This window comes from Enterococcus sp. DIV1726a (assembly GCF_051710985.1).
Classification (GTDB): domain Bacteria; phylum Bacillota; class Bacilli; order Lactobacillales; family Enterococcaceae; genus Enterococcus_B; species Enterococcus_B hirae.
Map to the genome: position 1 here is coordinate 2,374,369 of NZ_JBIOLS010000001.1, position 18,367 is coordinate 2,392,735.

Genomic DNA, 18,367 nt, shown 5'->3' on the forward strand with positions numbered 1-18,367 from the left:
TATAGCAAAAAAATAATCGTTTTTCTGCCTTTTTTGGTATTTTTTACTTTTATTTTTTTAGTTGATTTTTTGGCGCAATCTTGACACGCAAAATCGTTCTCAGTTTTTCTGGGTTGGCTCTGCGCGGATCCCCTAAATAAATTTCTTTATGTTCTTTAGCTATCCGTTGATACCCCTGCTCTTCGATAAACGTTGTTAATTTTTCAAAGGTTTGTGGCTCATCCTCATATGGTCCCGCATGAAGCATCTGAGCGACTAATCCTTCATCCATGCTACTAAATACTACTTGGTCGAACAAATCATTGGGAATTTTGTCCGCTACACGTAGTAGAGCCTCATGTGCAACTTCTTTCGTCACAAATTCAGGTTGTTTGATCATGATCTGATAAGCAAAATGACTCTTCTTCATTACTTTTTCTTGCAAATAGGCTTCTTGTAATCCCCAGTGTCCTTCTAATGGATAAACAGTGTAAGGAAGATAGTTGGGAATCTGCCAATTTTTCTTTGGTGCCATTCGGATCGCATAACTAACAGCATATAAAGCTGCTACCCGACGCTGAAAATCAGCTTCATTTGGATCTCCCACTCCTTTTATGCTAAAAAAATTCTGTGGAGATAACGTTAAGATCTGTGGCTTTTTCTTACTACTATAAGCTGGTTCCGTTTTTTTCCAATCAATCGTAGCCATTTTTTCCTCCTGCGATGATTTATTCTCTACTATCATAACTCTTTTCAAAAGACTTGGCTAACCTGGTTGACACTTTTTTTACCTCTATGCTAGAATAAGCGATGGAAATAAATCGTACAGATAACACGTATATTACGTGTCGAGAGAGAGGCGGTTTCTATTTTTATAATAGAAATCACTCTCTTTTTTTACGAAATTTTTTGAGGTGAGGACATGACAAAACAAAAACAATTACTCTTAGTACCAGCAGTTATTGCAACCGGTATGATGTCTTTTGCGGGAGTGTTGATCGAAACAGCAATGAACGTCACATTTCCAACGTTGATCAACCAGTTTCAATTAACGACTGCACAAGTTCAATGGGTGACAACGATTTACCTGCTGATGATCTCGATCATCGTGCCATTATCGACCTATTTAACACGAAATTTTAGCCTTAGAAGTCTCTTTTTACTTTCAAACCTGCTTTTTTTAGCAGGAATCATTGTTGACTTCTTTTCTCCGACTTTCTTCATTTTATTACTTGGTCGGCTTTTACAAGGGGCAGCTACCGGGATTGCTTTACCACTAATGTTCCATATTATTTTGACCTTTGCGCCTATGAACCGCCGCGGCGCGATGATGGGGGTGGGAACACTGACCACAGCAATTGCTCCGGCTATCGGGCCAACATATGGGGGAATCTTAACTTCAAATTTCACTTGGAATCATATCTTTCTTTTCTTGATTCCTATTTTGATTCTTTCTCTTGGGATCGGCTTAGTTGCTATTCCTTCAATGCCCGTTCAAAAAAGTGGACGTTTGGATGTGTTGAGTGTATTTAGTTTGTGTTTATTATTTAGCGGCAGCTTAACGTTTTTGAGTATGCTAGGACAAACGCTTAGTTGGTTTGCGTTACTAATAGCGATTATTGGTGGGATCCTTTTTTATCAACGAACAAAAAAAGCCGATTATCCATTGATCCAACTAACCATTTTTTCTAATAAAACATTTCGCTTGTTCTTATTTAGCTTTTTAATCTACCAGTTCTTATTGCTAGGCGTTTCTTTTGTCTTACCAAATTTTGTTCAGATTGTTCAAGGAAACAGTCCTTTCATCGCTGGAATCGCCATGCTGCCAGGAGCTACGATTGGCGCTGTATTATCGCCGTTTTCTGGAAAACTGCTTGATCAACACGGTCCTAAAAAACCGATTTTTGCCGGATTACTCCTTGCTCTTGTTGGTTGGTCCGCGCTAGTCTTTCTTCTAGGACATGTTTCATTGCTATTGTTGATTACTTGCCACGTAATCTATATGATAGGGATTGGTTTGTCTTATAGCAATATGATGACCACTGGGATGAATGCTTTAACGGATGACTATCAAAGTGATGGCAATGCTGTTTTTAATACCTTACAACAATTTTCTGGTGCCGTTGCTACTTCATTAGTGGCAATCATTATCAACCTTATTCAAGCGCATGCTGATTTGAGCTATAAAGTCGCCACGACATTCGGTTCACAAGTTGCTTTAGGTGTATTACTTCTTCTATTAGTTATCAGCTTTATCTTATTTATTCGTTATAGTTTAACTACAAAACATTCATGATTGATTGAAACGGCAGTCGTTTGCAACTGCCGTTTTTTTGTGCAAAAATACAATTTGTAAGTAAAGGAGGAATCAAACATGGAAAAAATCGCCATTATCGGTGGTGGAATCATCGGTATGACATTAGCCAATTATGTAGATACCACAAAATACAGCATCACCTTATTCGACCATGGAATCGGTCAGGCAACCAAAGCAAGTGCGGGAATCATTTCTCCATGGTTATCCAAAAGAAGAAATAAAACATGGTATCGTTTAGCCAAAGACGGTGCGGCATTTTTCCCAAAATTAGTGCAAGATTTCGCACTTGATCCGACCATTTATGCTCGTTCCGGTACACTCTTGCTTCGACAAAAAGAACAATTAGCAGAATTACTTGATCTTGCAGAAGAACGAAAAAAAGAGGCACCTGAGATCGGAGAAATCCATTTATTAAAAGCGGATCAAACAGCTGATTTACTTCCTTTATTAAAACCGACCCCCTCTTTATTCATCACTGGTGGTGGCCGTTTGGACGGAAAAGCTTACCTTCATTATTTAACGGCACGCTTGAAAAGGGCTGGTGTAACAGTAATAAACGATAAGATTCGCCTACAAAAAAGGAATGATGATTGGCTGATCCTCGGAGAATTTGGTGAAGAACCGTTTGACCGGGTCATTTTGACTCCTGGTCCTTCCTTGAAGCCTTTATTGGAACCATTAGGCTATCAGGTCGATCTTCGTCCTCAAAAAGGGCAGTTGATCGCTTTTACTACTCATCAGCTCCAAAGCCAAAAATGGCCTGTTGCCATGCTAGATGGAGAAGCAGACCTCATTCCCTTCAATGACGGAAAAATCTTATTGGGCGCTACACATGAAAATGAACAAGGATGGGATCTGACTCCTACTAATGAAGCATTTTTACAGTTGACTGAACAGACAAAAGCTTTTTTTGTACAACCAGAAAAATTACTTTCACAGCCTTATCAGTTACAAGTAGGAACGAGGGCATATACGTCTGATTTTGCTCCGTTTTTTGGTCCTTTATTCGATGAACCAAATCTGATTGTCGCAAGTGGACTCGGTTCTTCTGGTTTAACGACTGGTCCTTATATCGGTTATCTTTTAGCTGAATTTATAAACACTGGTACGTGGCATGGAACGGACTATCAAAAAGATCTCCATAACTACATCAAGAAAACCTAAGATGAACAAAGAGATAACTATTTCATTCATCTTTATTTTTCGTCATTACCGTCTCATCCCTAAACAGCAAAAAAACCAAGAAATCGAATGACACGATTTCTTGGTTTTGTCTTTTTATTAGTATTCAATAATCGACTTAGTACCAGCCGTTTGCTAACCAGAATGCTTGAGCAGCATCCCATGAGCCATAACGTGATGATACATATTGATCAGCTACGCGTTCTTGGTTTGCAGCAGAATAGTCACCATTTAAGTATGATGCATCTAATTGGTAACGTCCGATGTAACGGCCGTTAGTTGCTGTGTAAGAACCGCCTGATTCTTTATTCGCAATCCATTCTTTTGCAGAACTTGAATTGCTTGGAGCTGTTGCTGTTTGAGCAGCTGGAGCAGCAGGTGTTACTTCAACTGTTTTAACTGGAGCAACATATGTATGTTCTTCCGTTACTGTTTCAGTTGTTTTTGGTGCTTCGACTGTTTTTGCTGAAGCATCACTTGAAGTCGGGATCGTTAATTCTTCGCCAACATAGATGCGGTTGATGTCTTTGATACCATTTTTTTCAGCGATTGCATTGATTAATGAGTTATCTCCAACAAATTTTTGTGAGATTTTTGATAATGAATCACCTGATTTAATTGTATAGACTTCGTCAGCATGAGCAGTTGTTCCTACAAACATTGCAGTTGCACCAGCAGCAAAAGTTGTTCCTAAAACGATCTTCTTAATTGAATTCATGTTTATCTCCTTTTTTTTCCATGTATTTATCAACGTCATTAACTTTATCATTTAGAAATATTTCATAGGTAAAAGAAATATGACATTTAATGACAAAATACCCTAATTTTTAACATTTGTAACATAACTCTGGACAAAAAAGTACGACTAAAGTCCTAGAACCCTTATCTCATAAGAAAGAAACCGTTTTTTAACATTTTCTTATAAAGTTTAGAAAATCTTATATTTTGTAATATTTCTAGTATTTTTTTTTAACTTTTTTGATTTTTTTATTTAATTTATCCTTTTTTTTAGTAATTATGTGTCAAAACGACAAAAAATTGAGTAATTATTACAACCTTTACTAAAAAATTTTAGGATAAGTTTTTTAATATTTTTGAAATTTCTGGTATTTCTAGATTTTTTGCTAAAAAAACCGATAGTATTCTATTTTTTGAACTGCTTCAATTATAAACAAGTCGAACATTCAGTGGATTATACTACTCTAAGTATTGAAATTTTCTAATACAGATTCTTTTTATTATTTAGTTATGATCCATTATTTTACTTTAATCAATAAAAAGACTAGAACAAACTAACTGTCCTAGTCTCTTTGTCGTACTACGCTTGTTTTAGCATAATACTCTATTTTTTTCTTATTATAGAAGTGAAAGGAATCTTGTACATAAAATTTTCTCTTATTCGCTCGGAGCTGACCGCTTCTTTCATGTCCTCTTTTTTCGCTTCGTTTTCTTGGCTAACATTTCTTGCGCTTCTATAATTTCTGTGATCACTTCTTGGTCTTCTTCGCGTTGTTTCATTCGCTCTAAAGTTTCCAACCATTTTTCTGGTTCTTTTCTACCTAAACGCCCAATCGACCAAGCAGCGGTTGCTCGAATAACCGGTCGAACATCACTTAAACAGCTTTCGATCTCAGGTAAAGCCGAAGTATCCCCAAGGTTTGCTAAAGCAATCAAAGCATTTCTTTGCAATGGTTTTTTCCCTCGCCATGAACCAGCTAAATGCCCAAACTGTTGTTTAAACTCTTTATTTGATAAAGAAAGCATTGGTTTTAATTTCGGATAGACTTCTTCTACTTTTGGTTCCATTTCTTCATGGAAATGGAAATCTTTCCCTTGATTATAAGGACAGACTAACTGACAGATATCGCACCCGTAAATGACATTTCGCATTTTTTTCCGATACTCATTTGGCATTAGCCCTTTGGTTTGGGTCTGATAAGATAAACATCTTTGTGCATTCATCCTGCCATCGCCTAACAAAGCTTTTGTCGGACAAGCTGTCACACAACGAGTACAATCACCACAGCCAAAAACACCTGGTTCATCAGGTTCAAATACGATATTGGTGACAATTTCTCCAAGATACACGAATGAACCGTATTCTTCTGTGATCAGCAACCCATTTCGACCAATAAATCCTAGTCCTGCTCTTTGTGCAACAGCCACATCTACTAATTCTCCAGTATCCACTTGTGGGGCAAACCGCCAAGCTTCTTCTTGTTGCCAGACACTTGCTCTGCTTTGGATAAAAGTGATCAATTGATTGAGACGGTCACGTAAAATATCATGGTAATCGATTCCCCAAGATGCCCGTGCAAATTGTCCTCTTTTTTCATCTTTTGGGACCTCTTCATGGATCTTGGTTGGATAAGCTAAAGCAATAGCGATAATCGATTGTGGGCGATCAAAAGTTTTTTCTAAATATAAACGTTCTTCAATTACTGGATGTTCAAATCCCGAAGTATGTCCAGCGGCTTTTTGTTCTTCTAAAGACTCTTTTAAATAATCAAAGGGTTCTGCCGTCGTAAATCCGATTTTATCAATACCTAAACGTTTGCTTTCTTCAATGATTTCTTCTTTTAAGGTTTTTGTCATCTTTTCCACCTATTCAAATAATTGCTAGCGACTATAAATTCCGTAATAAAGCCGATCTCTTTTTAGCTGGACAAATTGGATCTGTTGATCTGCGATCTTTCGTTCTTCCATCCATCTTTTTCTAGTAGCAAAGATTTCCCAATAGTTGAGAGACAACCATTTTCTTTGGTTATCTAGCGCTTGAAAAAAGTTGAGCGATACTGGCTTAGTATGCAACAATTCATGCAATCGAACCTGTTCTACTGCAGAAAAAGTGGATAAATCTCTGGAATATAATGTTTCTTCGTAGAGATTCTTTTGCTGCGAGTAGGTAAATGTTTGTGGAATATCTCCTGGGCGGGCAATCAAAACCAAACGATTATAGAATGTATTCATTAGTTTACTATTTGCAATAAACGAACTTTTATAATAAGCCGATTGAATTTTTTCAATGACCCCTTCTGTCCCCATTGTGGAAAATAATGCTGGCCATGCCTTGATATTGATTTCATTATTTTGTTTCACTAATACTCCTGGAATAAATCCAACAGAAGAAATCGAGACAAAATAACCAATTCCAGTCTGTTCATCTAATGGCTGAAATTCATCAAAAAGCCATTTCCCCGGATAACGTTCTTCTACATCCGATTCACTTGGACTTGCTATGAATAATTTAGCCATTTCTGTTTCAAGAAATTGAAGGTCTTGATCTTTATCAGAGCTATCCTGTTGTTCGATCACTTTAAGGATTTCTTCTTTGATTAGTTGTTTATCTTTACGCGTAAAATTCATAGCTTTACCTTCCTTTCTTATCTTTAACTATAACGGAAAACAACAAAAAAAGGTATCCGAAACTAACAAAAAGCAGACGTTTTTTTTATTTTTTTACTTGCAAAATAAGTGAGCCTTCGCTTGATTTCCTTTCCACATAAATCAGGGTAAATGAATCCTCCTGCTTCTTGTTTTTTTAATCTTGATTTTTAGCATAAATAAGCCGAAGAAATCAAAATCTAACGAACTGATTTTGATCTCTTCGGCTGGCTATTAGCACGCATTCTTTTCTAGTTTTTTTGAATGAAAGTTATTTTGTACCATTTATTTTTCTTGAGTCAACCCATCATGGATCGTTCGGATATTCCAGTCCATCATCTTATAATAAGAATCTCCTGGTTTGCCTTCCTTATCGATAGAGTCTGTATATAATCGATCATAGATAGCTACTCCTGTTTCTTTCGCTACACGTTCCATGCTTCTAGGATCAACACTTGTTTCGACAAACAAAGCGGGTACTGCAGAGTCTCTTACTTGATTGATGATTCGTTTCATTTGTTCAGGAGTTCCCTGACTTTCTGTATTGATTTCCCAAATATAACTTGCTGGGATTCCATAAGCTTTGGAAAAATATTTGAACGCTCCTTCACTCGTTACTAATAATCTTTTATCTTCAGGAATTGTTTGAAAGTTTGTTTTAGCTTTTTCATCCAATTCGCTCAACTTTTCAATATATTTTTTTGCGTTTTCTTCATAGACTGCTTTATTTTCAGCATCTTTTTCTGAAAAAATACGGGTAATTTCTTCTACATACTTCATCCCATTCGATAAATCTAACCAGGCATGAGGGTCAGCTTTACTCTTGGAACTCCCACCTGATAAATAAATGGGTGTTACTTTTTTACTCACTGCAAAATAATCTTTCTCTTCTTTTTTATGTGTGGTTTCCATTAAATTTGTAAACCAGCCATTACCAGTTTCTAGATTTAGCCCATTATATAAAATCACATCGGCATCACTCGCTTTTTTGATGTCTTCTGGTAACACTTCATATTCATGAGGATCTGTTCCTACAGGCACGATACTATGAACAGCTACATGTTCCTTTCCTACTTCTTTTGCCATATCCGCTAAGATAGAGTTGGTTGCTACAACATTCAATGTTTCTTTAGTCGTTTCTTTATTAGCTTCCTGCTTTTCTTGACTGCCACAGCCCACTAACAAAAAGAAACTTGCGAACATTATCCAAAAAATCCGATAGTTATTAGTTTTCATCTCATTACTCCTTTTTTCAAATGATTTGTTTTACATGATCATTCTTTTTACTCGTTTTTTATGACTCGTTTATGAGCAAAAAAGATTCCCTTAGAAGGTGAAAAGCAAAATGCCAACAGAAAGAATAGCGCGCAAGCTAAAACGATGGTTGCACCGGAAGGCCAGTTATAGCTATAACTAAAAAATACCCCCAAGATTGCACTTAATACACCAACTGTTGATGAGATAGCAATCATTTTCACTAAACTATTCGTTAATAGATAAGCTGTAGCAGCTGGTGTGATCAACATCGCAATCACTAAGATCGTCCCTACTGTCTGTAAACTAACCACTGCGACTAACGTCAGGAAAAACATGAGCAAATAGTGGATCAAGGTAATATTTAGCCCATAAGCTTTAGCCATCATCGGATCAAAAGAAGTAATTTTGAGTTCTTTATAGAAAATGAACACAAACAATAACACAATACCGCTAACGATCGCCGTCATCTGCAGGTCGCTTTCTCTCACCGCTAACACATTTCCAAATAATATATGGTACAGATCCGTAGCACTTTGGGCAAAAGAAATCAAAATGACTCCTAATGCAAAGAATGAACTAAAGACGATACCGATTGCTGTATCATTTTTTAATCGACTTCGTTGGGTGACAAAACCAATGAGCCCTGCCGTCAACATGCCGAAGACCGTTGCACCTAAAATATAACTAAAGCCAAACATGTAGGAAATTGCTACTCCTGGTAAGACCGCATGTGAAATAGCATCTCCCATCAACGACATCCCTCGTAAGATGATAAAAGATCCGATCACCCCGGAAGCCAAACCAACGAGCATTGATGTGAACAATGCATATTGTAAAAACTGGTAGTTCATCATTCCTTCAATAAACGATTGGATCATTTTTCTTTTGCTCCTTTCACTAATTGCCCGATCACTTCACCATAAGCAATCTTCAGATTTTCTGAAGTAAATGTCGTTGCAATAGGTCCGGCAGCGATCAATTGCTGATTCAATAAAATCACTTCATCAAAATATTCTGTTACTTTGTGCAAGTCGTGATGAACAATGATGATCGTTTTACCTGCTGCTTTTAATTCTTTCAATATTGAAAAAATTTTTTTCTCACTTACGGCATCAATCCCCACAAATGGCTCATCAAGAAAAATCCATTCTGCTTGTTGCGCCAATGCGCGGGCAATAAAAACACGTTGTAACTGTCCACCCGACAATTCGCTTATTTGTCGCTTCCCATACGAAGCCATACCGACTTTTTCTAATGCTTGCTGTGCTCGTTCTTTTTCTTTTTTTCCCGGACGTTGTCCCAACCTTAATGATGGATAAGTCCCCAATAAGACCACACCTAACACATCAATTGGAAAAGAGAGATCCAATTCATTTCGTTGTTCAACATAAGCGATTTTTTTACGTGCTTCTTTTAGCAATGAACCGCCAAAAGAAATTTCTCCAGATACTTTGGGAATCAAAGCCAGTATAGCTTTCATAAAAGTTGATTTCCCCGCACCATTTGGACCGATGATCCCAGTGATTTTTTTGGGTTGGATCATTACATCAACTTCGTTTAGCGCTAACTTCCCTTGATAAGCAACGGTTAATTGCTGGATATTAATGATCGCTTCTGACACATTCTCCACTCCTTTTTAGGTTTACCTAACTTTTTATTTAACTATAGTTTAACTAAAGACGAAAGCATTTTCAAGTATCCCGCATGATTTTTTTTACAAGAAAGGCTCGCAATTTGTGAGAACTTTCTGTAAAATCACATCAAGAGTTTTAAAAGCAAATTGTCTTTATTGACCATTTATTTGTTATTAATGTCTATCATTTATTCGTATTTGCTTGTTTTACTCAAAAATGAAAGGAGTTTTAGTATGGAAGAAGAAAAATTAACTCGAAGCCTTAGTGCCCGTCACATTCAGATGATTGCACTAGGAGGAACGATCGGCGTAGGATTGTTTATGGGTGCTTCCTCAACCATTCGTTGGACAGGTCCCTCAGTAATGGTTGCCTATGCTGTCGCAGGTCTCTTTCTTTATTTGATCATGCGAGCACTTGGCGAAATGCTTTATGTCGATCCTTCAACGGGTTCTTTTGCGAATTATGCTAGTAATTATCTTCATCCTGTCGCTGGTTATTTAACTGCTTGGAGTAACATCTTTCAGTTTATTGTTGTCGGGATCAGTGAAGTCATTGCAGTCGGTGAATATATGAATTATTGGTGGCCTCATCTGCCAACAATCATTCCTGGGATTGTTGTCATCCTCTTTTTGATGCTTGCCAACTTAGCTTCTGTTAAAGCTTTTGGTGAACTAGAATTTTGGTTTTCAATGATTAAAGTCGGCACGATCGTTTTGATGATTCTGGTAGGGCTAGGTGTCATCTTATTTGGCTTAGGAAATCAAGGCCAAGCAGTCGGGATCTCTAATCTTTGGAAAAACGGCGGTTTCTTTACCGGCGGAGTAAAAGGTTTCTTTTTTGCGCTATCCATTGTTGTTGCATCTTATCAAGGAATCGAGCTGATCGGAATGGCCGCTGGAGAAGCTGCAAATCCGAAAAAAACGATCGTTGAAGCTGTTCAATCAACTATTGGACGAATCTTGATTTTTTACATTGGTGCTATTTTTATTATCGTTAGTATCTATCCATGGAATCAATTAGGCACAATAGGTTCCCCATTTGTTCAAACATTTTCTAAAATCGGGATCACATTTGCTGCCGGATTGATCAATTTCGTCGTCTTGACGGCTGCCTTATCTGGGTGTAATTCTGGTATTTTCAGTGCCAGTCGAATGATCTACACCTTAGCAATCAATGGAAAAATGTCGAGGAAATTTTTAAAACTAACCCGTCATGGCGTACCTTTTTATCCAGTCGTAGCGATTTCTAGCGGGATATTGATTGGCCTAGTTTTAAATTACCTGTTACCTTTGTTTGTGAATCATGCAGAAAATATTTTCGTTTTTGTCTATAGTTCCAGTATTTTACCGGGGATGGTTCCTTGGGTAGTTATCTTACTTAGTGAGATCCAATTTAAAAAACAACACCCAGAAGAAATGAGAGATCATCCATTTAAAATGCCATTATCACCTTATACCAATTATCTTACTTTATTATTTTTAGCCATTGTCTTGATTTTTATGTTTATCAATCAAGAAACAAGAATTCCATTGATTATTGGTCTCGTGTTTTTGTGCTACATGACGATTCATTATTTTCTACGTGAACGAAGACTGAAAAGTCGCTAATCTTCATCAAAAAAGCAGGGCTCCCCATCAAATGGGACCCTGCTTTTTTATGGTCTAAAATAAAAAAATTTCTACGATTATTTATGTATCACTATCTTACTATTATCTATATCTTTTATTCAGTTCACGATGAACTTAAACAAACCATTTCAATTCAAAAAAATAAGCTAGTGTCCAATCAATTGATTGGTCGCTAGCTTATTTTTGCTGATCAAGGCATCTTGTCAGTGGCTTAATTCAATTTCAATACTTCTCCAGGACTGAAGAAATAGCTGTCCATCGTCATCCCATTCAATGATAAAAGCTTATCAACTGGTATCCCTGTACGTTCTGCAATCTGGTTTGGACCTTCTCCTTGTTGAACGACAGTAGTAGCAGCTTGTTCATTTGAAGTAGCACTTGCTGTCTGTCCTTCGGTTCCTTGGGTAGCTTGACTGGAAGATTGTGTCGTTGAGTCAGTCGTCTGAGAAACACTAGTTTCCGTTTCACTAGTTGTTTGACTGCTTGACGTTTCTGCTTGTACCGAAGCACTTGTTCGGAGATAGATATCAGAAATTTTAGCTACTTGTTCCGTATAATCTGCTGAAAGTTGGTTGATCCAATTTGCAAGATCTACGCCTTCTTTGGTTGGTGCTGCTTGATACGTTGCTTGTAATTTGCTGATCCCTTCATCAGAAATAGCTTGTAGCGCTCGAGCCTTTTGATTAGCAATCGCAGACAACCCCATCACACCGTTTTGATTGTTCTGAATCTCAGCTTGGTATTCTTCGATCAAACGAGGTGTTTGTTCTTCCAATTTCTTTGTATAATCTGTCATAATCGTTTGTAACTGATCCGTCAGTGTGCCTGTTTTCGATTCTTGAGTCGAACTTGCAGTTTCTTTATTTTTTGGTTTCGTTGTGGAAGAAGCTTTTTTTGTGGTAGTTTCGCTTGTTTTTGCGACCGAGCTTTCTGCACTCGAACTATTCTTTCCATGAAAATAAAGAGCTGTAACAGCACCTAGAAGGACTAAGCAAACAGCAACAGCCGAACCAATTTTGATCAATCGGCGTTGCGTTTCTTTTTTCTGTTGTTGTCTACGAGCCATTCGGACATTGACTCTTTGCTCGTTTTCTTCGTTCATTTCTTTCACCACCCATTAGTATATAAAATAGCGTTCTCAATCCTACTTTAATCCCATTGTAGCAAATAATCATCATTCTGAACATTTTAAACTGTGTTATTTATAAACAAAACTCACCATTTTTGATGTTTCCAGGATTCTCCATCGATTTCTCCTTGTAATTGGACTTTTCGTTCTGAAATTTCCAGTAAAAGTTTTTTTGTTTCATGCAACACAGCTTTTGTTTCATAATCTACCGATGTACTTAATTCTTCCAATTGTCGTACAAACCATTCTTCCGCCATTTTATTGCTCCTTTAATTCTTGTAAGATAAATGTGAGGTCTTCAATCTCTTCTTTTTCATTCTCTAAATAGTCGATTAAGAATGCTTGCTTAGTCTGATCTAGTTGTTGTAAAGAATGATTGCTGCTTAGTCGCTCAATAAACCAGTTTATTCGCTTGATCAAGGTCGGTTTGCCTACTAATGTCAGGTATTGTTGATACGCCACTAAACGCTCCCAACGCTTTTCTTCTGTTTGATACATGAATTGCGCCATCACAAATGGAGGTAAAAAAGTCATTTCAAACTTGTGGGCAACCCGCTGATACGGTCTTAATAATTCAGAAATGGTATATTCTTCTTTCCCGCCTGCTTGATATTCTTTTTCAGAAACGCCAGTTGTTACGACAATCCCTAATTCTTTGCCTTTAAGAAATTCGTCAGCGTGTTCCAATACAGTGTCCTCCCATAGTTTTAAATGAGCTGGCGCACTATACCAATACAAAGGGAATTGGAAGATGATCCGGTCATGTGTTTTTAATAATTCAAGTTCTGTATCACGATCAATCGTCCAATCTGGATAATGTTTTTCCAAATGATGCCAAGTAACCGTTAAATTTTCAGTTGCTTCTTTGAAAAACTGTTGGTTCAATGATGTCTCAATCGTAGGATGACTAACGATAATCAAAGTTCTCATTTCTTGACTCCTCTTCATTCTTGCTATTTCCTAGTTTAGCACAGAACACAAAATGTCATTAGTCTCCTGCCTTATGGTTAGGTAGACCAGGAAACAATCTCTTGTTCTTCTAATTCTTTCTTCAAAGCACCTAATGAAAGGTTTTTGGACGCTTCATTTTTCATCCGTTTCCGATAATTTGTTGCTGTTTCTCCAGTTGTCTTTTTGAACATTCGGCTAAATACAACTAAACTATTAAAACCAACTTGATAAGCAATACTCTCCACTGAATCATCAGTCAACGATAATAAAAATGCTGCTCGGTTGATTCGCACGCCAATCAAATATTCTTTAATACTCGTTCCTAATTGATTTTTAAAGACTCTTGATAGATGACTCCGGTTGACTGACAGTTGTCGAGCAATTTCCTCTACTGTTAAATTTTCTGGATAGTGTTCTTCAATATACTTCACTGTTTCGATTGCTAGTGGCGAAGAGACTTTTTGATTTCCCAAACCGATTTTCCCGCCATCTTTTAGTAATACGGATAAAAAGCGATAAGTCAAAGCCGTCAATTCTAATTCATCTGCTAAACCGTCTTGTGAATAATGAAGACAGTCCAAAATAATATCTATATATGCCGAAATACCTGCAGAAACCATTGTATACTGATCTTCTTTGAATAAGGAACGTTCAATGATCTCTTTCGCTAATGGCCCACCAAAAGACAACCAACAATAGACCCAAGGCTCTTCACCATCTGCTAAATAAAAAGTAGAATCCCCTGGCCGGATCAAAAACAGATCCCCTTTTTGCAATTGATATTGCTGTTCTTTCACATGGTAAGTTCCTTTACCTTCCATCACGACATGTAACACATAATCTTGTCTGATTGCTGGACCGAAAGAATGATATGGCAAAGTTTTTGAAAATCCACAAAAGTCAAAATAACACCCTTTAACTAATTCTTGACGTTCTTTTTTTAAAAATATTGCTTGCTCCATCGCTCTCACTCCTTTGTTTTTACTTTACTCTTCTTGTTCTACAACGTGCAACAAAAAGTTAAATATTAGTCACAAAAATATATTCATCAGGAAGCGTTTTCTTGATAAAGTCAATAGTAGAAAAAGAACTTTTTTTATTTATTGTAACCGGTTAACTTTTTATTGTATATTTAACAAAGAAGGGATTAGATACTATGAAGAACAAAATGATACAACGGGTTTCTTATGCTTTAGGCGCATTCGGTCATGATACTTTTTATGTTACTCTCAGCACTTATTTTATGGTTTTTGTAACAAGCGAGATGTTTGCAGGTACAGATAAAGCAACTACTGCTCGAATGATCGCTACGGTGACCAGTTTAGTCGTTGGTATTCGTTTGATTGAAATCGTTTTCGATCCATTGATTGGCGGGATTATTGATAATACTCGGACAAAATATGGAAAATTTAAACCATGGCTGGTCATTGGTGGTTTAGTTAGTTCATTCCTTTTGATTTTTCTTTTTACTAATTTCTTTGGCCTTGCTACTCACAATACAACTTTGTTTATCATCCTTTTTACCATTGTTTTTGTATTATTAGATAGTTTTTATTCATTTAAAGATATTGCTTTTTGGTCAATGATTCCAGCTTTAAGTACTGAAACCAAAGAAAGAGAAAAATTCGCGACTTTTGCTCGATTCGGTTCTTCCTTAGGAGCAAACGGGACCACTTTGGTCGTCGTACCAATCGTCACATTTTTCACTTATTTAGTTACTGCTCATCATGTTGAAGGCGCTTCAGGTTGGTTCTGGTTCGGTGTGATTACCGCTGTGATCTCTGGAGGAACTGCAATTATTACAGCTTTAGGAACAAAAGAAGTCGACACGGCGATTCGTCAACAAAATGAAAAAGCAAGTATCAAAGATGTCTTCAAAGCAATTGCCCAAAATGACCAATTAATGTGGTTAGCACTTTCTTATATTGCTTATGCTATTGCCAATGTAGCAACAACTGCCGTTTTATTCTACTTTTTCAAATATGTCTTAGGTCAACCAACTCAATTCTGGATTGTCGGTTTAGTGGCAGCTTTGCTTGGACTAGTTGCTGTGCCTTTATTCCCTGCTTTGACACGATTGATTTCTAGACGCTATGTCTATATCGGCGGTATTGCGATGATGATCAGTTCTTACTTCTTCTTCTCTATCGCAGGCACCAGCTTACCGATCGTGATCGTTGGTCTTGTTTTATTTTACTTCCCACAACAGTTGATCTTTTTATCTGCCTTGATGACAATCACTGATTCTGTGGAATATGGACAATGGAAAAATGGGATTCGTAACGAAGCTGTGACTTTATCGATTCGCCCACTGCTCGATAAAATTGCAGGTGCTTTATCTAATGGGATCGTTGGGTTTGTCGCAATCGCAGCTGGTATGACTGGAAATGCTTCTGCTGCTGATATTACCAATCATGGGATCATGACTTTTAAAGCGTATGCATTTTATGTTCCTGCAGCATTGATGTTCTTTTCTGCCATCATTTTTGCTTGGAAGATCACTTTGACAGAGAAAAAACATGCGCAAATCGTCAAAGAACTAGAAAATAAATTAGCTTCACATGAAGAACTCGCATCTGAATTAGAAGATGACTTTATCATTCCACAACATTAAGAAAGGAATTATATTATGACGATTACAGAAAAAGACTTTGGTCAGGGGTACCATTTGATCACATTATCCAATACTCACGGACTTAAATTAGCCGTCACTGACTTAGGTGCACGGATCGTTCAACTAACTGCTAATGATCGGGAATTAATTTTAGGGTTTGACTCCGCACAAGAATATTTGACAAAAGATGCCTATATCGGAGCAACGATCGGACGAACAGCAGGTAGGATTGAAAAAGGACAATTTTCTTTGAATGATCAAACCTATCAATTGAGTGTCGATCCTCAGACAGGGCATTCACTTCATGGAGGTACACCAGGATTTGAACAGAAAAAATGGACGTATCAACTAAGTGAAACAGACGAAGAAAGCTCAGTCACATTTACTACTACCAGTCCCGACGGAGAACATGGTTTTCCTGGAAATCTATCCGTAGAAGTTTGTTATACTTTGACAGAAGACAACATTTGGCGTGTTAGAACGCAAGCAATCAGTGATCAGGATACGCTTTTCAATCCGACCAACCACGTGTATTTCAATTTAAGTGGCGATGTAGAAGAATCAATTGATCAACATACACTTTGGCTAGACAGTGAGTCTTTCGCTCCATTACGACCTGATAGTATACCAACTGGCGAAAAAGCGAGTGTTGCTCAAACACCTTTTGATTTTCAAACACCTCAAAAATTAGCCACCGTCTTTACTAGTCAATTTGAACAAAAACAACTTGTTGATGGGATCGATCATCCTTTCTTTTTAAATAACCCAGATATGAATCATGTATCGGCTTATTTATTAAGTCCCGATGAACAAATCAAAGTAAGCATCATGACCGATTCACCTAGTGTCGTGATCTTCACTGCTAACTTTGGGCAAGATACCCCAGAAATGCATGGAAAGAAACTAGCCAACCACGGTGGTATCACGTTTGAGACTCAAATCGCTCCCGGAGCAGAACAGTATCCAGCTTTTGGAAATATTCATTTAGCAGCACACACACCATTTGAAACAACTACAGAATTTAAAATCGACACAAGAGAGGATATCTAACTATGGAAATCAAACGCAGTTTAAATACAAAATTCGCAGAAATCTTTGGACCTAAAAAAACCACACAATATTTTTCTCCAGGCAGAATCAACTTGATTGGTGAACATACAGATTATAACGGTGGTCATGTTTTCCCTGCCTCCATCACTTATGGCACACAAGGAGTTGCCGCACCTCGTGAGGATAATAAAGTATTGGTCTACTCAACAAACTTTGAAGACGACGGTGTCATCAGCTTTACTTTAGACCAACTTGATTACGACAAACAAGCAGGATGGGCAAACTATGTCAAAGGTATGATCGTTAAACTAAACGAAGCAGGCTACCCAATTGGACATGGTTTTGAACTCTTAGTTGAAGGGACGATCCCGAACGGTGCAGGACTTTCAAGTAGCGCTTCCTTAGAATTGTTAGTCGGTGTTGCCTTAGAAGACTTATTCCATTTATCCATTGATCGACTTGAATTAGTTCAAATTGGTAAAAAAGTAGAAAATGAATTTATCGGTGTCAACTCGGGGATCATGGACCAATTTGCGATTGGCTTTGGCGAATTAGACAAAGCTATTCTACTTGATACAAATACGTTAAAATATGAAATGGTTCCAGTAAAATTAGATGGCTATGCAGTAGTAATCATGAATACAAATAAACGTCGTGAATTAGCTGATTCTAAATATAATGAACGACGTAGTGAATGTGAAGAAGCACTAAAACGTCTCCAACAAAAATTAGCTATTCAAGCATTAGGTGATTTAGACGAAGAAACATTTGAAGCAAACATTGATTTGATTGGTGATGACACATTGATTCGTCGTGCTCGTCATGCAGTTACTGAAAACCAACGAACATTAGAAGCTAAAGCTGAACTGGTACAAGGAAACTTGGCTGCTTTTGGTCAATTATTAAATGCTTCACACGATTCGTTGAGACATGATTATGAAGTAACTGGTATCGAGCTTGATACATTAGTCGATGCAGCTCAAAAACAAGAAGGTGTTCTAGGCGCCCGTATGACAGGAGCTGGCTTCGGTGGCTGTGCGATCGCATTAGTCAAAGAAGAAAATATCCCTAACTTTAAAAACAAGGTCTATGATGAATACTTAGACGTCGTTGGCTACGCCCCAGAATTTTATGTGGCACACATCGGCAATGGTACTACAAAGATTATGGAAGAAAGTGTTTCAGCTTAATCCAATGAAAGAAATGTAAGGTAGTTCAACGTTACGTTTCAAAAGAATAAAG

The 18,367-nt window shown here is 37.4% G+C and carries 17 protein-coding genes; 6 read left to right on the forward strand and 11 right to left on the reverse strand.

The annotated features are described in order from the left end of the window. Nucleotides 1-49 precede the first annotated feature (49 nt). On the reverse strand, nt 50-688 hold the full coding sequence (locus IGJ27_RS10790; RefSeq protein WP_178305709.1) for a GyrI-like domain-containing protein: 639 nt from the start codon (nt 686-688) through the stop codon (nt 50-52). Nucleotides 689-901: 213 nt separating this feature from the next. On the opposite strand from IGJ27_RS10790, the gene IGJ27_RS10795 reads away from it, so the two are divergent. Together IGJ27_RS10795 and IGJ27_RS10800 are read left to right on the forward strand one after the other, a co-directional pair. After that, nucleotides 902-2,275, forward strand: coding sequence for an MFS transporter (locus tag IGJ27_RS10795; RefSeq protein WP_178305708.1), 1,374 nt, complete (start codon nt 902-904; stop codon nt 2,273-2,275). A 78-nt stretch (nt 2,276-2,353) separates the two neighbouring features. Next, nucleotides 2,354-3,460, forward strand: coding sequence for an NAD(P)/FAD-dependent oxidoreductase (locus IGJ27_RS10800; protein ID WP_088775362.1), 1,107 nt, complete (start codon nt 2,354-2,356; stop codon nt 3,458-3,460). A 136-nt stretch (nt 3,461-3,596) separates the two neighbouring features. Here IGJ27_RS10800 and IGJ27_RS10805 read toward each other — a convergent pair whose 3' ends face one another. From IGJ27_RS10805 to IGJ27_RS10830, 6 genes are all read right to left on the reverse strand, one after another. Further along, complete coding sequence (locus IGJ27_RS10805) at nt 3,597-4,196, reverse strand: LysM peptidoglycan-binding domain-containing protein (RefSeq protein ID WP_010720847.1); 600 nt, start codon at nt 4,194-4,196, stop codon at nt 3,597-3,599. 704 nt (nt 4,197-4,900) lie between these two features. Further along, complete coding sequence (queG, locus tag IGJ27_RS10810) at nt 4,901-6,073, reverse strand: tRNA epoxyqueuosine(34) reductase QueG (RefSeq protein WP_178306396.1); 1,173 nt, start codon at nt 6,071-6,073, stop codon at nt 4,901-4,903. A 24-nt stretch (nt 6,074-6,097) separates the two neighbouring features. Then, nucleotides 6,098-6,844 carry a hypothetical protein gene (locus IGJ27_RS10815; RefSeq protein ID WP_010720849.1) on the reverse strand — a complete coding sequence of 249 codons (747 nt, stop codon included), beginning with the start codon at nt 6,842-6,844 and terminating at the stop codon, nt 6,098-6,100. A 303-nt stretch (nt 6,845-7,147) separates the two neighbouring features. Beyond that, on the reverse strand, nt 7,148-8,098 hold the full coding sequence (locus IGJ27_RS10820; protein ID WP_178306395.1) for a metal ABC transporter substrate-binding protein: 951 nt from the start codon (nt 8,096-8,098) through the stop codon (nt 7,148-7,150). A 47-nt stretch (nt 8,099-8,145) separates the two neighbouring features. Then, a complete protein-coding gene (locus IGJ27_RS10825) occupies nt 8,146-8,997 on the reverse strand; it encodes a metal ABC transporter permease (RefSeq protein WP_178306394.1) in 852 nt (283 codons plus the stop codon). Continuing rightward, nucleotides 8,994-9,740: a metal ABC transporter ATP-binding protein gene (locus tag IGJ27_RS10830; RefSeq protein WP_178306393.1), complete on the reverse strand. Its 747-nt coding sequence runs from the start codon at nt 9,738-9,740 to the stop codon at nt 8,994-8,996. The genes IGJ27_RS10825 and IGJ27_RS10830 overlap by 4 nt, the downstream gene beginning before the upstream one ends. Nucleotides 9,741-9,986: 246 nt before the next feature. Here IGJ27_RS10830 and IGJ27_RS10835 point away from each other — a divergent pair, with 246 nt between their 5' ends. Beyond that, a complete protein-coding gene (locus IGJ27_RS10835; RefSeq protein ID WP_010737111.1) occupies nt 9,987-11,360 on the forward strand; it encodes an amino acid permease in 1,374 nt (457 codons plus the stop codon). 232 nt (nt 11,361-11,592) lie between these two features. On the opposite strand, the gene IGJ27_RS10840 is transcribed toward IGJ27_RS10835, so the two are convergent. From IGJ27_RS10840 to IGJ27_RS10855, 4 genes are all read right to left on the reverse strand, one after another. Continuing rightward, nucleotides 11,593-12,483, reverse strand: coding sequence for a LysM peptidoglycan-binding domain-containing protein (locus IGJ27_RS10840; RefSeq protein WP_161652040.1), 891 nt, complete (start codon nt 12,481-12,483; stop codon nt 11,593-11,595). A gap of 113 nt (nt 12,484-12,596) precedes the next feature. Further along, the gene (locus tag IGJ27_RS10845) at nt 12,597-12,767 is read right to left on the reverse strand and encodes a hypothetical protein (RefSeq protein ID WP_178306392.1); all 171 of its coding nucleotides are present in this window, start codon (nt 12,765-12,767) and stop codon (nt 12,597-12,599) included. Nucleotide 12,768: 1 nt separating this feature from the next. Then, nucleotides 12,769-13,440, reverse strand: coding sequence for an NAD(P)H-dependent oxidoreductase (locus tag IGJ27_RS10850; RefSeq protein ID WP_178306391.1), 672 nt, complete (start codon nt 13,438-13,440; stop codon nt 12,769-12,771). A gap of 77 nt (nt 13,441-13,517) precedes the next feature. Next, nucleotides 13,518-14,423: an AraC family transcriptional regulator gene (locus IGJ27_RS10855; RefSeq protein ID WP_178306390.1), complete on the reverse strand. Its 906-nt coding sequence runs from the start codon at nt 14,421-14,423 to the stop codon at nt 13,518-13,520. Nucleotides 14,424-14,617: 194 nt separating this feature from the next. Here IGJ27_RS10855 and IGJ27_RS10860 point away from each other — a divergent pair, with 194 nt between their 5' ends. Genes IGJ27_RS10860 through IGJ27_RS10870 form a run of 3 tightly spaced genes read left to right on the forward strand, consistent with a single transcriptional unit; the run spans nt 14,618 to nt 18,315 of the window. Further along, nucleotides 14,618-16,075, forward strand: coding sequence for a glycoside-pentoside-hexuronide (GPH):cation symporter (locus tag IGJ27_RS10860; RefSeq protein ID WP_034699920.1), 1,458 nt, complete (start codon nt 14,618-14,620; stop codon nt 16,073-16,075). 15 nt (nt 16,076-16,090) lie between these two features. After that, on the forward strand, nt 16,091-17,125 hold the full coding sequence (locus IGJ27_RS10865; RefSeq protein ID WP_178306389.1) for an aldose epimerase family protein: 1,035 nt from the start codon (nt 16,091-16,093) through the stop codon (nt 17,123-17,125). A gap of 2 nt (nt 17,126-17,127) precedes the next feature. Next, a complete protein-coding gene (locus tag IGJ27_RS10870) occupies nt 17,128-18,315 on the forward strand; it encodes a galactokinase (RefSeq protein ID WP_096708737.1) in 1,188 nt (395 codons plus the stop codon). Nucleotides 18,316-18,367 lie beyond the last annotated feature (52 nt).

Bases quoted from the DNA above. Each gene is read 5' to 3' on its own strand.
- IGJ27_RS10870 (WP_096708737.1), top strand. From the start codon at position 17,128: ATGGAAATCAAACGCAGTTTAAATACAAAATTCGCAGAAATCTTTGGA.
- IGJ27_RS10865 (WP_178306389.1), top strand. From the start codon at position 16,091: ATGACGATTACAGAAAAAGACTTTGGTCAGGGGTACCATTTGATCACA.
- IGJ27_RS10805 (WP_010720847.1), bottom strand. From the start codon at position 4,196: ATGAATTCAATTAAGAAGATCGTTTTAGGAACAACTTTTGCTGCTGGT.
- IGJ27_RS10835 (WP_010737111.1), top strand. From the start codon at position 9,987: ATGGAAGAAGAAAAATTAACTCGAAGCCTTAGTGCCCGTCACATTCAG.
- IGJ27_RS10840 (WP_161652040.1), bottom strand. From the start codon at position 12,483: ATGAACGAAGAAAACGAGCAAAGAGTCAATGTCCGAATGGCTCGTAGA.
- queG (WP_178306396.1), bottom strand. From the start codon at position 6,073: ATGACAAAAACCTTAAAAGAAGAAATCATTGAAGAAAGCAAACGTTTA.
- IGJ27_RS10795 (WP_178305708.1), top strand. From the start codon at position 902: ATGACAAAACAAAAACAATTACTCTTAGTACCAGCAGTTATTGCAACC.
- IGJ27_RS10820 (WP_178306395.1), bottom strand. From the start codon at position 8,098: ATGAAAACTAATAACTATCGGATTTTTTGGATAATGTTCGCAAGTTTC.
- IGJ27_RS10790 (WP_178305709.1), bottom strand. From the start codon at position 688: ATGGCTACGATTGATTGGAAAAAAACGGAACCAGCTTATAGTAGTAAG.
- IGJ27_RS10825 (WP_178306394.1), bottom strand. From the start codon at position 8,997: ATGATCCAATCGTTTATTGAAGGAATGATGAACTACCAGTTTTTACAA.
- IGJ27_RS10845 (WP_178306392.1), bottom strand. From the start codon at position 12,767: ATGGCGGAAGAATGGTTTGTACGACAATTGGAAGAATTAAGTACATCG.
- IGJ27_RS10850 (WP_178306391.1), bottom strand. From the start codon at position 13,440: ATGAGAACTTTGATTATCGTTAGTCATCCTACGATTGAGACATCATTG.
- IGJ27_RS10800 (WP_088775362.1), top strand. From the start codon at position 2,354: ATGGAAAAAATCGCCATTATCGGTGGTGGAATCATCGGTATGACATTA.
- IGJ27_RS10815 (WP_010720849.1), bottom strand. From the start codon at position 6,844: ATGAATTTTACGCGTAAAGATAAACAACTAATCAAAGAAGAAATCCTT.
- IGJ27_RS10860 (WP_034699920.1), top strand. From the start codon at position 14,618: ATGAAGAACAAAATGATACAACGGGTTTCTTATGCTTTAGGCGCATTC.
- IGJ27_RS10855 (WP_178306390.1), bottom strand. From the start codon at position 14,423: ATGGAGCAAGCAATATTTTTAAAAAAAGAACGTCAAGAATTAGTTAAA.